Source organism: Lachnoclostridium edouardi (genome assembly GCF_900240245.1).
Classification (GTDB): domain Bacteria; phylum Bacillota; class Clostridia; order Lachnospirales; family Lachnospiraceae; genus Lachnoclostridium_A; species Lachnoclostridium_A edouardi.
Genome location: NZ_OESQ01000001.1, coordinates 2,219,657 through 2,234,321, shown reverse-complemented (window position 1 = coordinate 2,234,321; position 14,665 = coordinate 2,219,657). Strand labels below are relative to the sequence as shown.

Below are 14,665 nucleotides of genomic sequence, written 5' to 3'. Positions count from 1 at the left end.
TTATCCTATTTATTAATTATATCCCAGATGTCTGTGAATGACAAGAACGTACATCCCTTCTAAATGCTGGCTGCAGAAAAACGCCGACTTCCTCTAGGCTCTTTAAGGGCCGGGAAGCGGCGTTTTCATATTAAATAATTACTGCTGCTGTTCTGCTGGACGGAGACCTAAGGTAATCTGTACCGTACGTTCTGCATACTGTCCGTCCTGAAGAGACTGAACCGTTAAATCTACAGTGTCTCCTCCCTCATAATATGTGAGAAGATTTTTCAGATCATCCATGCTGCCTACGCTTTGTCCGTCAAATTTAGTAATAATGTCTTTTTCATGTAAGTCAGTTTTAGATGCTGCTCCGTCCTCTACAATATTTACTATATAGATTCCTCTTGGCATTCCCAGAGTATTCATCATATTTTCGTTGACATCTACTCCCTCAATGCCAAGATAACCCTGCTTATCCTGATCTACTTCCACACGTGTTTTCTTAGTCATCAGGTCGTCAATAATATTTTTTACCTTGCTAATAGGAATCGCGTACCCCATTCCCTCAACCTCTGTGGAGGAATATTTGGCTGCGTTAATTCCAATTACTTCGCCCTTCATATTTAAAAGAGCTCCGCCGCTGTTGCCTGGGTTAATAGCTGCGTCTGTCTGCAGCAGGTTTCTGGCGTAATTGTCTTCAGATTTTACTTCCCTGTCTAAGGCGCTTACATATCCTACTGTTACAGACTGGCCGTATCCAAGAGCATTTCCTATAGCGATAACTCCCTGGCCCACTGCCAAATCATCAGAGTTTCCTAATGTAGCTACCTTAATCTGGCTTAATGTATCTGCCGGAATATCTTTTAATGCCACGGCGATCACTGCCAAATCGTTTTCTACATCTGTGCCCTTTACTGCTGCTTTTATTGACTGATTATCAATAAACACTACCTGAAGATCATTGGAGTTTTCCACCACATGATTATTTGTCACAATTAAAAGCTCGTCATCATTTTCTCCTACAATGATTCCTGAGCCGCTGCTGGGCACCTCATATGTTTGAGTAGGCCCGAACCAGGACTGGCTTTGGTACAGCATAGTATTATTAATAGCTACTACTGAAGGCATCGCCTCCTTTACAATAGCGGATACGTCCATCATTACTGCAGAAGAGGCAGGAGCGCTGTTGCTCTGGGATGAATCTGCCGAGCTTTCTTTTTCTGTACTTGCCTGTGTTTCTGTCTGTGGTATGGAGTATCTAAAACCTCCTGACGCCAGATTGGCAATCATGTTTACTCCTACCATAGTTCCTCCTGACACCACGCCGAACAGCAAAGCTGCCGCTGTAACGTATGCTGCCTTTTTACCTATACCTCCCTTTTTTCTGCCTCTTTTTTCCGGGAGAACCATATTTCTCTCAGCTCTTTCCCTATCTATATATCTTTCCCTCTCCTGGAAAGAACTGGTCTTTTCATATTCTGGTCTTTCTTGTCCTGATGTTTCTGTCTGCTGTTTTTGCTGTTCTCCTGCTAAACCGTTGTCTCTGTTTTCCTGACCGTTTACTGTATTCTGGTCTTCCTCACTATGTTCTCCTCTATATTCCTGATCTCTCTCATCATACATGATTGATATCTCTCCTTTCTCTTAATTACAGTTAAGAGTTTACCAGCAATCTGTGATGAAATTGTGTTTATTTTATTATAAAATTATGAAAGGAGAAGGGAGAGCTACATACCTGGAGACACTACTCCTGGGCCTGCCGACCCGCCGGGACCTACTGAACTGTTGTTTTCATTCTCTGCTCCAGGAGGAGGCACAACCACTTCTGTATTTCCGTTTCCAGGGCTTTCTGTTCCTGCCATTCCGCCTCCCGGACCTTCCTGCTCTGCCGCAGTAGTGCCGGAAGGAAGGGTTTCTGTGGGTCTTGTACTATTAGGCGTTTCTGTTTCCCCTGGTTTGGTACTGCTTGGTTTTGTGGAATCAGGTTTAGTGGCGTCCGGCTTTGTAGTGTCTGTAGAGGAAGGTTTTGTAGAATCCGGTTTTGTACTGCCCGGCTTTGTAGCATCTGAACCAGATTCACTTCCCGGACCGTTTCCGGTTCCATGATCATTCCAGCCTGGATAGATAACATTGCCGTCTTCGTCGCGAGGCCAGTTATCAGGATTTGCCCAAAACTCTTCATCCTCTAAATCTATATCCGGGATTCCATCGCCGTCAATGTCAATTCCTGACATTGTTGTTTCTTCTGTAGATTCTTCAGCCTTAGTTGCCTCCGTCTCTTTTTCATCTGCCGCTTTTGTAGGAGCCTTTGGCTTGGAGATAACTCCTCCCTCTGTGGAAACATGGTCAATCGACGTGCCCTGTTTATACATTCCTGAATCAGCGGAAATTTTTGCGCTGATCTTTTTCACAGAGTCTGTTGGAGTGTAATTGTCGTCGTCAAATAAAAACTGATGAAGCTCCGCTACGTTGGTTTCCAGCGTCTGAGGAATTACGCAGGCTCCCTTTTTCCCCATATTGGCGTCGCCCCTTGCAAATGGGAAGCCGCCGTTTTCTCCCAAATGATACTTATCAAAAATCTGGGCGATTCTTACCATGTCGTTAAAGTCTATACTGGTGGAAACCTGAGGGAACACAGTAACAATAATATTATTTAATGTAACAAAATCTGCCTTTTTGGCCTTCTCAAAAGCCAGTTCAATGACTTTTCTCTGTCTTTCTGTTCTGGCAAAATCTGTATCCATTAATCTTAAACGGCCGTAAGCAACTGCCTGGACTCCGTCTAAGTGATTCATTCCCGCATGAGTTAAATGCTTTGAAGCAACGCCTGTAGCCTTAACCGTTTCTGTAATAAAGGAATTTATATAATAAAACTCCGCCTTACTTAACTCCAGGTCAATACCGCCTAAAATATTAATAGCATCAGCTACAGCTTTCCAGTTAAATGTTACATAATCTGTAATGTCTAAATCCAGGTTTTTATTTAAGGCCTTTACTGCCTGGGAAGGGCCTCCCCTAAAATACGCCTGGTTAATTTTATTATAAGAGCCTTCATCATCAATGTTTAAATAGGAGTCTCTGAACACTGACACAATCCGGATTTCTCCTGTGTCCTGATTAATATTGCAGATCATATTTACGTCTGCATTAGTTCCTTTTTCCACATTGCTTCCCCGGCTGTCTACTCCAAATAAAGCTATGGTCCAGTAGCCCTCCATTTTTTCTAATGTGTCAATGGTAATTTCCGGGTTTCTTATATCTTCCTGTTTAAATTCTTCTGAACGCTGAATTAAATTCAAACGCTTCATAACAAATGCATAGCCAAAAATAAACATAAGAGTGAAACACTCTGCCACAATCATGGCAATAATTCTTCTTCTTTTGTTTGCTTTTTCATTTCTAGCCCGCATTCTTGGGGACGTTGTTTTTTCACGTTTTGTACTGTCTGTCGCTGCAGTTTTTCTGGCCGCTATTCTGCCCTTGCTGTCATATTTTGGCTCAGTATCCCGCATAGACGGTTTTCTCCTGCTTTTTCGTCCGCGTGAACGTCCTAATTCATCATCAAAATCACGGTTCATGCCTTACCTCTTTTTTCTCAAGTCTTGTGCCGGTTCCTAATATGCATTCTTATTAATAAATCCCTTAAAAACAGTTAAAAACAATATTTTAAAGTCAAATCCAAGGGTCCAGTTTTCAATATAATATAAATCATGTTCAATGCGTTTTGTAATAGATGTATCTCCCCGGTATCCATTTACCTGAGCCCATCCAGTCAAACCAGGACGCACCTGATGCTTTACCATATACCTGGGAATTTCTTCTTTGAATTTTTCCACAAAAAACGGCCGTTCCGGCCTTGGACCTACTAAACTCATGCTGCCCATTAATATATTAAAAAACTGGGGCATCTCGTCAATACTGGTTTTCCGAATAAACTTACCCACTGAAGTAACTCTTGGGTCGTGAGGCGTAGTCCACTTTTCTTTTTCCTCTGAAGGCTTCTGCACCTCCATGGATCGAAACTTATACATCTTAAACGGCTTATTGTGCAGTCCCACCCGCTCCTGACTGTAAATAATCGGTCCTGGAGAAGTAAGCTTTATTAACACTGCAGTTAATAACATAACAGGTGAAAATAATATAATCGCCGTCAATGCTCCGAAAATATCCATAGCCCGCTTCATAGCCGCATTGATGCCGTTAGTCAGCGGCACGTGGCGGATGTGAATTACAGGAAGTCCTAAAAGGTCTTCCATATAAGGCTTTGTAGGAATAATATTATTATAATCAGGAATAAATTTGGTATGCACGCCTGATTTTTCGCAGGCAGCTACGATTTCTTCCAGATTCTTGTATTCATTAATACTTAAAGTTATGGCAATTTCGTCCAGCACATTCATGTCCAGAATTGTATTTAGCTCTGACGTATTTCCAATAATGCGGACGCCTCTGTACTCTTTTCCCCTTTGAATATGATCGTCTAAAATACCGGCGATTCTGTACCCCCACTCTGGATTTGACAGCACTCTGTCTACATATCCTTCTGCAGCCCGGCTGTAGCCGATTAAAAGAATATATTTTTGATTATATCCTTTAGAGCGCATAGAGCGCAGGGTCATGCGGATGGCATTTCTCTCCACTGTCTCCAGCACAATATTAATTACAAAGAAATACAGTACCATGGGACGTGAGAAATGCTGCCAGAAAATATCTTTTCCCAGCAAATACAGTACAAGAGTAAAAATCAAAAGGCCAATACTGTTGGCCTTACATATATTAGCAAATTCCAGTCTTCTGCCCTGTACACGCTTTGGGGTGTACAGACGGAAAATCCCATACAGCAGCAAATAAGACGGCACTACTAAAATCAGGGCCAAAAAATAATACTGGCCCTCTAAGGTATTACCCTTAGACGGCACCAGTCCTATTTCCATCAACAGCCAGGACAATCCGTAGGACGCCATAATTATAATAGCGTCCAGAACAACTTGGAGTCTGTTAAACTCCCGCTGGTGGTCTTTAATCATTTGATATCACCTCAACATCTCATCCATTATACATGAATCCTTTTCTTTATGCATTAAAAATCTCTTACAATATTGAAAATTTTTTTAACTGTCTTATGGAAAATTCATATATATAGATTAATGTTCCCGCCAGCAGCTCCCATTCAATCGCTGCATAATTGGACAGATTTTCCCTCTTAAAAGGAACTTTTTTACATTTTCTGGCAGTTTTCAAGCCTTCTTTTAAGCCCTCCACATAATCAGCGGCAAAACCCTTTTTCTTAAAAAATAAATATTTTACAAAGATCCCCGCCCCTAAAGGCAAACTGTTTAATAACAGCTGAGGCCCAGGCATATTTTTATAATTCAGATAAATATTATTTCTGGCAGCCAGCTTTACTTTAAAAGAATTATATTTAGATCCGCTGGTGCCGCTTCCCACATGATATACCTTAGCTCCAGGGCAGTAAAGATTGTCATACCCGGCGATTTTAGCCCTGTATCCAATATCCATGTCTTCTAAATAGGCAAAATGCATCTCGTCAAAGTATCCAATTTCCTCAAATACTGACTTTCTGTAAATCGCCGCTCCAGCGCAGGCAGAAAAAACCCTGCAGGCACTTTTATATCCCTTAGAAGACTGGCCTACGCCTCTCTGGAAGGCCCAGCCCATAAGAGTATACATGTCCCCGGCGTCGTCTAACAGCTCAGGCTTATACATTTGAAGCATTTTGCTGCTGACGGAAAATATTTTCGGAGAGCGCTCGATACACCTTAAAAGCTCCTCCACAAACTCAGGAAATACCTGGGTATCATTGTTCAGTAAAATTACATACGGCGTTTTGGCTGCCTGAATCCCTCTGTTTACCGCGCCGGAAAACCCGGTGTTTTCCTTCAGAAAAATAGAGGGGATTTTGTGCTCCCTTAACCACTCTGCGCTTCCGTCTGCAGAGCCGTTGTCCACTACCAGAAGATCAAAAGCCTTACTGGTCTGTCTGCTTAACGCCTGGAAACAAGGTTCCATAAATTTCAGACCATTATAATTAGGAATCACCACAGTTACTTTTTTTTTCATAATTATTCTCCCATTGTCAGGTTTTATTACTGCACCTGCTTCTCCACGTCTACCTCCAGCTTATACGGCTCCCCGATTTTTTCTTTTTTCAGATCTCTAAGAGCAAAGTTAGATTTGCGCAAAGTCAGATTAGGATTATAGTAGGGATCTCCGTTTTTCAAAATATCAGGCCATTTCTTTGCAAAAATGGCGATCTCCCTGTTAAATCTGGCTACTTTTTCCGGTGTATCCTCCAAGCCTCTGGACTTGGACTCATAATGGTAGAGAAGAGCGTATGGATTATATACAATCAGCTTATTCTGCACCCTGATTTTCATACACAGGTCAATATCATTAAAGGCTACCGCCAGCTCCTCGCTAAAGCCGCCCGCCTTTTCAAATACTTCTTTTTTCACCATCATACACGCCGCCGTAACGGCACTGTAATCCTGGGCGCACATGGCTCTGTGGAAATAGCTGTTTTCACTTTTGTGAAGACCGATAAAGGTATGACCTGCAATGCCGCCAAAACCAATCACTACTCCTGCATGCTGGATGGTATCGTCCTGGTACAGCAGTCTGGCTCCTACTGCCCCTACGTCCTCCCGCTGGCAGTAGCCTAACATTTCCTGAATACAGTCCTTCTCAATAATTTCTGTGTCATTATTTAAAAACAGCAGATAATTTCCCTTTGCATACTGAACGCCAAAATTGTTAATGGCAGAATAGTTAAACTCTCTCTCCCATGTAACTACATGAAAATTCTCATGTGCCTCTTCCATTTTTTTGTAATACTCAAAGGTAGCTTTTTCTGTACTGTTATTCTCAATAACAATAAACTCCAAGTTCTTGTAAGTAGCCTTTTCCATTAAGGATTTTACACATACGTCTAAGTCTAAATGGTGGTCCTTATTGGGAATCACAACTGACACCAAAGGCTCCTCTTTTATTACAAACCGGGTGTGGTATTTCCCGTAGTCCACTCCCTTTTCAATAGATTCCGTCTCAATTCCCAGTCTGTCAAAGTGAGCTTTTATGGCTCTGGCCCCCGCCTCAAAAGCATACAGCTTACTTTCCGGATTGCTGGCCGTGGAATCCTGATGGCAGCGCCAGTGGTAAAGTACCTTTGGAATGTGATAAATTTTTCTGGCTGCCTCTGTACATCTGAAAATAAAGTCATAATCCTGCGCCCCGTCAAATTGGTGGTCAAATTGTCCCACCTGCTCCACAAGGCTTCTGCGCACTGCAAATAAATGGCAGATATAATTGGTGCTGGTAAGCAGATCTATATTAAAATCTGGTTTAAAGTGAGCCTCAAATAAAGCTCCTCCGTCCATATCCAGCTTATCCTCGTCAGAATAGATCACGTCGTTTTCAGGGTCTTTATTTATGGCCTTTGACAGCTGATAAAAAGCATCAGGGGTCAAGGTATCGTCGTGGTCGGCAAGCACTATAAAATCTCCTTCGGCCAAGTCCATCGCCGCATTGGTGTTGCCTGATATTCCCTTATTTTCCCCCAGAATCCTGTACTTAATCCGCTCATCCTTTTCTGCGTATTTCCTAAGAATCTTTTCCACACTTTTCCCTTTAGGGCTGCCGTCTGCAATGCACAGCTCCCAATTAGAATACGTCTGGTTAATTACAGAATCCAGCATTTCTTTTAAATATTTTTCCGGGGTCTGATATACAGGAATCACAACAGAAAGCAAAGGCCTCCAGGAAAATTCCGCTTTACGCTCAGCCTCCAGCTCTTCCTCTGAAGGCTTTGTTAAATCGTACCATTCGCTGTAATCATAATCATTATCAATGCCCTGCAGCTTATGCTTCGACTTAATAATTAAAGCCCGCAGGCCATTTTCCTTCCAGAAATCCATGGCCACATGAACTGTTTCCATGTTCATCAAATCTTTAATTTTTTCCATCCGCTTATGAGCTACACTGGAGCGCTTTGCAATCAGCTCTTCATTATATTTGATTCTTGCCTTTCTGCCGTCGCAGTGAATAATCAAATAATAATCCTCTCCCCTTTCATAGGGAAACTGAATATCAAAACCAAAATCCTTATCATAAGGCTTTCCAAAATAAATCTGACTTACATCATCCCGGCGGGTGGAAACATATTTACACTCTATTTTTTTTCTGTTTTTATCCTCCACAGTAAACTCCGCCGAAGACTCCGGCGTCTTCCCTATGGCCCAGCCGTTTAATGTAATCGTATTTTCTCTGATTCGTACAATGTCCACCTTATACTTCATATCAGGTTGTCTCCTCATCTTTAGAATCCTTAAAATTCAGCCGCTCTTCCTCCACCACCAAAGGTCTTTTCATCACCCTGGCGTTAATTGTAAGAATATATTCTCCCACCAAACCAATGAAAAAAATCTGGACGGAGCCTAAAAAGCACATACCAATCAGCATAGGCGCCGTGCCTGCCGGGAAACGGTCCCAGTAAAGCAGCTTCATCACTAAATATATAACCGCCACTACCATACTGATGGCAGAGCATATGCTTCCAAAAATTGTGGCCAGCCTTAGACCCACTTTTGTGTAGGAGGTGATGCTCAGCATAGCAGCATCGTAAAGACGGTAAAAATTGTTGCTGGTTTTGCCCGCTCTTCTTTTAGGCTGTTCGTAGGGAATTTCTTTTCTTTTAAATCCCAGCTCCGCCACAATACCTCTTAAAAACGGCGTAGGGTCGTCCAAATTTCTCAGCACGTCCATAAATTTTTTGTCATATAAGCCAAACCCGGTAAAGTGCTCAATCTGCTCTACGTCAGAAAGCTTTTTAATCATTTTGTAGTAGCAGCTTCTCAGCCAGTACATAATTTTGCTTTCCTTGCTGGATTTCTTAATTCCAATTACAATTTTATAGCCCTTTTCCCACTCGTTCACATACTTGGGAATCATTTCTACAGGATCTTGGAAATCCGCTGCCATTAATATAGTGCAGTCCCCTGTGGACTGAAGCATTCCATAGTAAGGAGAATTAAATTGTCCAAAGTTTTTGGCGTTGAAAATCCCCTTAATATCCGGATTTCCTGCGCACAGCCTTCTGATAATGTCTCTGGTGCTGTCTGCAGAATCATTGTCAATAAATATCAGTTCGTACCGGTAGTCCGGCAGTTCCTTTTCAAATATAGAAATAATTGCCTGGCTGAGAGGCTCCACATTTTCTTCCTCATTATAGCATGGCACTACAATACTAACTGTTTTCATTTGTCATCCCTTCAATTTATCCTGACCATAACCTTTATCAGTCCGTCATTTTTTTCTTTCATCATATAAAGAGCTTTTTCCACATTGTCAAGCCCCTTCAGATGATGGGTCACCAGTTTTCCGGGATGAATGCGGCCATATTTTACCATGGCCATCAGTCTTTCAATCCTGGCTCTGCCTCCCCTGGCCAGTTCTGTATGAATGGTTTTCCCCGCCATTCCCCGGCCTCCGGAAAACTTAGGAAAGCCTAAATTTCCTGTGCCGCCGTAGTAATTTACATTAGAAATGGTTCCTATGCCGTAGCGCACCATATCTACTGCCTGGGTAAAGGACTGGTCTCCACCTCCGCAGATAATCACAGAATCAGCGCCCACTCCATTTGTCATGGAAAGCACCTGCTCCACTACGTCCCGGTCTTTATAACTGATCACATCAGTGGCGCCAAATTCTCTGGCCAGCTCTGTGCACACAGGCCTGCTTCCCACTGCTATAATCCGGCCCGCCCCTAAATGTCTGGCTCCCTCTACTGCCATCAGTCCAATGGGACCGATTCCCATAACTACCACAGTATCTCCGATTTTAATATCTGCATATTCTGCGCCTGTAAAGCCGGTAGTTACCACGTCCACACACATCAAAGCTTCTTCAAGAGAAACTCCCTCCGGTATTTTTGCCAAGGTCGTATCTGCATCTTTTATTAAAAATCTTTCTGCAAATACTCCTGGCTGTGATCTTCCCAACTGATGTCCTGAAAACGGGGCGGAGGCATGTCTGTCATTGCCCTCCTGAATACTTTTTGCTCTCCAGTCTGGGGTGATAGCAGGAACCGCCACAATTTCTCCAGGGGAAAAATCCTCCACCAGCTCTCCTGTTTCCACAATCCTTCCCACACATTCATGGCCTAAAACCAGATTGGGAGCCTTCCTGGAGCCGCCGCCAAATACAGTATGGACATCAGAAGAGCAGGGCGTCACTGCTACAGGCTCCAAAATAGCGCCGTAAGGCGTCAGCTTTGGCTCCGGCGCATCATGCCATCCTACTACTCCAGGTTCCTTTAGTACAAACGCTTTCATATGCTTTTCCTTTCCATAATTACAGCCTTTCCAGATGATTGGATTTCAATGTAAAAATCTCCGGATTTTTTCCGTTTTCCAATATAAATTTTTCTCTGATAATCCTGGCTATTTCATCATTATATCCAGGGGCTACAATGAGAATTCCCTCTGCCGGCTCCTGTTTCCAGTAATCAGGAGAAACTATTTTCAGATGAGAGGCCGGGGCAAATCTGCCCTGCTTAAAAGGCGCTGAATCTATCATATAACAGGCCTTTTCTCCTAATCCTGTGGTGGCTGCCAAAGTAAATCCCTGATGGCTGGCCCCCCAAACAGCCAGCTTTCTTCCGGTCCGGCTAAAACTGTCCAGCAGGCTGTTGATCTCCTGGTCAATAATCTCCCTGCTTTTTTTTAGCCCTGATACGTCTAAAGGCTTTATTTTTTCTATTTTCTCAGATTTCTCTCTGCTATCCGGCAAATCTGCTTTTTTCACAATTACTGACAATGTATCCCGGTTAATCATCTCTTCTTCCAGGACCTGAAAGCCGTTTCTTTCCATCAGCTCCCTTAATGAGTCAAAAGTATAATAAGCTAAATGGTCTCTGATCAGCTCATAATATCCGTCGTACTGTAAAATATACTCCAGGCTGGGCACCGTTACAAGCCCCATTCCTGATTCTGTCAGATTATTTCTGATTGCCCTGAGCATAATATCAGGTCTTGGCTGATGCTCTAAAAAATTAAAAGACAGGAAGCAGTCAAAAGGTCCTCCCAAAAATTTTTGTGTTTCTGTCTCAGGAAACTCTTCTGTCACTTCCAGCCCACTATTTCTGGCAATTTCCACCAGCTCTTTTTTATGTTCAATGCCCCAGGCTTTTACAGGAAACTCTGTCAGTACAGACAAAAACTCTCCTCTCCCGCAGCCTGCCTCTATAAATTTTTTCTGTTCTAAATCGTAAGTCTTAATTAAATGGCTGTACTGTTTTCTCCGCAGTTCCACCATAGTAGTGGAAAAACCTCCGGCCCGGATTACATCTCTGTAGTAATCTACCGGCTCACAGTCAAACTGCACTAAACCGCATTCACTGCACTGGCACAGCTGCAGGGTAATGCCCTTGTCCCTTTCAACTTCCTCTTTTGAGGGAATATTCTGTGCTGAAGCAGGCATGTTATCCAGCTTTAACAGCGGCTCCTGAAATAATTTTCCGCCGCAGGAAATACATTGATTCATATAAGACATCTCCTAGTCTCCTCTATTCCTTCCTTAAAAGGGGTGGAAGGGGTCCAACCGGTAACTGCTGTGATTTTTTCTATGCTGGGAATCAGAGAAGCCGGCCCCTCTGCATTGGGAGGACGTTTTCCATAAGTAAAGCTGCCTGTTCTTAAACAGCATTCATACATTTCCTCCACAAACTCCCGCAGAACTCTTGTATCATTTCCGGCAATATTATATATGCCGCCTATGCCCTTTTTTCCGCACAGCAGCAGGCTGACTATAGCCTCCGCCATATCTTTAATATAAAGAAAGTTCCATTTCTGGGTACATTCTCCAAGCTCCATATGCTTACCCTGAGAAAATGTTTTTAAGCATGTATTTACTAATGACCACGGGTGATCTCCCGGTCCGTACACACTGAAAATTCTGCAGTGAACATACTCCATATTACCTTTGCAGAACTCTTCTGCCTGCCTTCCAAATTTAAGCTTTGCCTTGCCGTACTCAGACACAGGGCTGCATTTTCCGTCTTCTCTCATAACATCTGAACAGATTCCATATTCTGCCTGGGAGCCTGAAAATACAAACCTTTCACAGCCTAAATCTGCAGCTGCCTTTAAAGCTTTCATAGAATTTTTCACATTTTCAGCCTGAATGCCCTCATCGCTTCTGCCTGCGCTTCCCACCCCGTCCCAGGCCATGTGGAGAAACACTTTTTTTTCTGGCGTTTTCAGCTTATCTACATCTGTTAATGTATCCAGTTCATCCAGACTTTTTTCAATAATATTCAGATTTTTATGGTCCGGCAATTTAGACCTGTTGGCAGATTCAGGTCTTACGATTGCCCAGATACGGCAGTCCAGCTTTATAAGCCTGGAAATCACTTCCAGGCCGATAAAGCTGGTCCCCCCTGTAACTATAACATTCATTTTACTTTTCATAGACCTATTCCTTAATTCTTGGAATAATCATCATAGCATCCATTTCCTCGTCTGGAAGGAAAGGCTCTAAGTCCTCTAACGGCGGAGATACCATTCTGCCGTCAGGCAAACGTTTTCCGGAGGATTTAGGCTCAAATACCTGATCTCTGGAAACAAATATTTCGCAGATTACAGGTCCCTCTGTTGCCAGCGCCTTTTCTATTTTTTCCTCCAGCTCAGGGTTGTGATGGATGCCAATATAAGGATATCCGTAAGCCGCAGACAGCTTTTCCAAATCAGGGAAGCTAAGGTCGCGGCTGTCCACGCCGATTCCCACTAAAGGCTCCCCAAAAAACTTTTTCTGAGTTTGACGGATTGAGTGATAGCCTCCGTTGTTAATTACAAATATTTTAATAGGCAGTCGGTGGTGAATAATGGTCTGCAGCTCCTGAAGATTCATCTGCATACTGCCGTCCCCTGTTACCAGAATCATATCTTTTCTGCCCGCCGCCACGCAAGCTCCAATAGCCGCCGGCAGATCATATCCCATGGAAGCAATGGCAGAGTTAGTAATAAAGCGCTGCCCTTTTTTCAGCACATAGGCATGTCCTCCCACTACGCAGGCAGAGCCGTTTCCTACCACAGTCACCATTCCCTCAGGTAAACGTCTGCTTAATTCTTTAATAAAAGCATAAACATTTGTCTCCTTATCAGTTCCTCCCTCATAATGCTTAGGCAGAACTACAGGATATCTGTTTTTCCACATCTGACATGTTTCCTGCCATGTCATTCCAGGCAGGCCTTCTCCCCCTTTAAATACAGGCAGATTTTCCTCTTCATCTAAAACCTTGTCTAAAACCTGGAGAAGATCCTTTGCATCTGCGTGAACCTTCATATCAGAGTGAACACTAGGTTTATTTAATTCTTCTATATCAATATCATTGTAAATCACATATGCCTCTCTGGCCCAGCCCTTCCAGTTAAATCCTACCTGGCGCAGGCTGAGACGGCTCCCCACAGAGAACACCAGATCACTGTTCTGCACAGCAAAATTTCCAGGTCTGTCTCCAAAGTTTCCAGGCCGTCCTACGTATAAAGGATGCTCGTCCCAGAAGCAGTCCTCGCTGTTCCATCCTGTCACCACAGGAATCCCCAGCTTTTCTGCCACCTTTAAAAACTCCTGGTGGGCTCCTCCTAAACGAACTCCGTTTCCTACGTTAAATACCGGCCGTTTACTTTCCCTTATCTTTTTAATAATCGCTCTGGCAGTATCCTCTGTCACCTTAGGCGGCAGTACCTGGCGAAGCTCCCCTTTTCCGGCTGTATCCTCCGGTATTTCTGATTTACTTTCACAAGCCCATCCGGTGCCGCCGGCCTCATAATTTTCTTTATCAAATCCGATTAAGTCATCTGTATCCACATAGGCGCCCTGAATATCTAAAGGAATATCCAGCCATGTAGGCCCTCTTCTGCCTGAATATGATAAATACAAGGCTTTTTCCATACAGAAGCGGATTCTCATTGGATCTATAACCATTTCACTGTATTTTGTCATACAGCTGACAGATTTTAAAATGTCAAATTCCTGATCTCCCATAGCCCGAATCCCTACTCCGGACCATCTGGCTGTTGTATCGTAACGCACCTGCCCTGACACTACAAACATAGGAATAGAGTCCAGCCATCCTCCCACTACCCCTGTAATAGCGTTGGTGCCTCCCGGACCTGTGGTCACGCAAAGAGCTGCAATTTTATTATGAATACGCGCATAGCTTTCTGCCGCAATAGCGCTGGCCTGCTCGTGATGGTTATACAGGCATGTAAGTCCTTCCTGGTGTCCCAGTGCATCATTTAAATGCATGGCCCCGCCGCCAGTAACGGAAAACACCTGGGTAATCCCCTCTTCTACCAGCTTCTGGGCGATATAGTTGGAAACTTTTATTCTCATAACTGCAAATTTCTCCTTTTTACCCATTATTGCTAATAGCATATCATATTTTTTACAAAAAGCATACGGAAATTTTTCTTACGTTTCCTTTCTTTCCAGTGTTTAAATGGTATGTAAATAGGGGCTTCCTCCCTGACCTATACATTTCTGTCTGTGTTTTCCCCTGCCTCCACATCCCCGTCTTTAGAAGTTAGCACTAGAAATCTTTAGGAGTATTTTCTGCTCTGAAGCCTCACAAATGCCTTTAAATAAGGCTTTTTTTATTGCAAAA

General features: G+C 43.2%; 10 protein-coding genes. All 10 read right to left on the bottom strand.

From position 1 onward, the window contains the following. Positions 1-138: 138 nt before the first annotated feature. The 10 genes from C1A07_RS10465 to C1A07_RS10420 all read right to left on the bottom strand — a co-directional run bounded on the left by C1A07_RS10465 (position 139) and on the right by C1A07_RS10420 (position 14,394). Positions 139-1,605 carry a S1C family serine protease gene (locus C1A07_RS10465; RefSeq protein WP_101877057.1) on the bottom strand — a complete coding sequence of 489 codons (1,467 nt, stop codon included), beginning with the start codon at positions 1,603-1,605 and terminating at the stop codon, positions 139-141. Between the two features lie 104 nt (positions 1,606-1,709). Further along, positions 1,710-3,560, bottom strand: coding sequence for an LCP family protein (locus C1A07_RS10460; RefSeq protein WP_101877056.1), 1,851 nt, complete (start codon positions 3,558-3,560; stop codon positions 1,710-1,712). Positions 3,561-3,596: 36 nt separating this feature from the next. Next, on the bottom strand, positions 3,597-5,009 hold the full coding sequence (locus C1A07_RS10455; protein WP_101877055.1) for an undecaprenyl-phosphate glucose phosphotransferase: 1,413 nt from the start codon (positions 5,007-5,009) through the stop codon (positions 3,597-3,599). Between the two features lie 64 nt (positions 5,010-5,073). Beyond that, positions 5,074-6,063 (bottom strand): glycosyltransferase family 2 protein, encoded by a 990-nt coding sequence (locus C1A07_RS10450; protein WP_101877054.1) that lies wholly within the window; start codon positions 6,061-6,063, stop codon positions 5,074-5,076. 26 nt (positions 6,064-6,089) lie between these two features. Next, on the bottom strand, positions 6,090-8,297 hold the full coding sequence (locus tag C1A07_RS10445) for a glycosyltransferase family 2 protein (protein ID WP_101877053.1): 2,208 nt from the start codon (positions 8,295-8,297) through the stop codon (positions 6,090-6,092). 1 nt (position 8,298) lies between these two features. Continuing rightward, positions 8,299-9,258 carry a glycosyltransferase family 2 protein gene (locus tag C1A07_RS10440; RefSeq protein ID WP_101877052.1) on the bottom strand — a complete coding sequence of 320 codons (960 nt, stop codon included), beginning with the start codon at positions 9,256-9,258 and terminating at the stop codon, positions 8,299-8,301. An 11-nt stretch (positions 9,259-9,269) separates the two neighbouring features. Next, the gene (locus tag C1A07_RS10435) at positions 9,270-10,331 is read right to left on the bottom strand and encodes a zinc-binding dehydrogenase (protein ID WP_101877051.1); all 1,062 of its coding nucleotides are present in this window, start codon (positions 10,329-10,331) and stop codon (positions 9,270-9,272) included. 19 nt (positions 10,332-10,350) lie between these two features. Further along, on the bottom strand, positions 10,351-11,541 hold the full coding sequence (locus C1A07_RS10430; RefSeq protein ID WP_101878117.1) for a class I SAM-dependent methyltransferase: 1,191 nt from the start codon (positions 11,539-11,541) through the stop codon (positions 10,351-10,353). Next, positions 11,538-12,467 carry an NAD-dependent epimerase/dehydratase family protein gene (locus C1A07_RS10425; protein WP_242972295.1) on the bottom strand — a complete coding sequence of 310 codons (930 nt, stop codon included), beginning with the start codon at positions 12,465-12,467 and terminating at the stop codon, positions 11,538-11,540. Before C1A07_RS10425 ends, C1A07_RS10430 begins: the two co-directional genes overlap by 4 nt. A gap of 4 nt (positions 12,468-12,471) precedes the next feature. After that, complete coding sequence (locus tag C1A07_RS10420; protein WP_101877050.1) at positions 12,472-14,394, bottom strand: thiamine pyrophosphate-binding protein; 1,923 nt, start codon at positions 14,392-14,394, stop codon at positions 12,472-12,474. Positions 14,395-14,665: the final 271 nt, after the last annotated feature.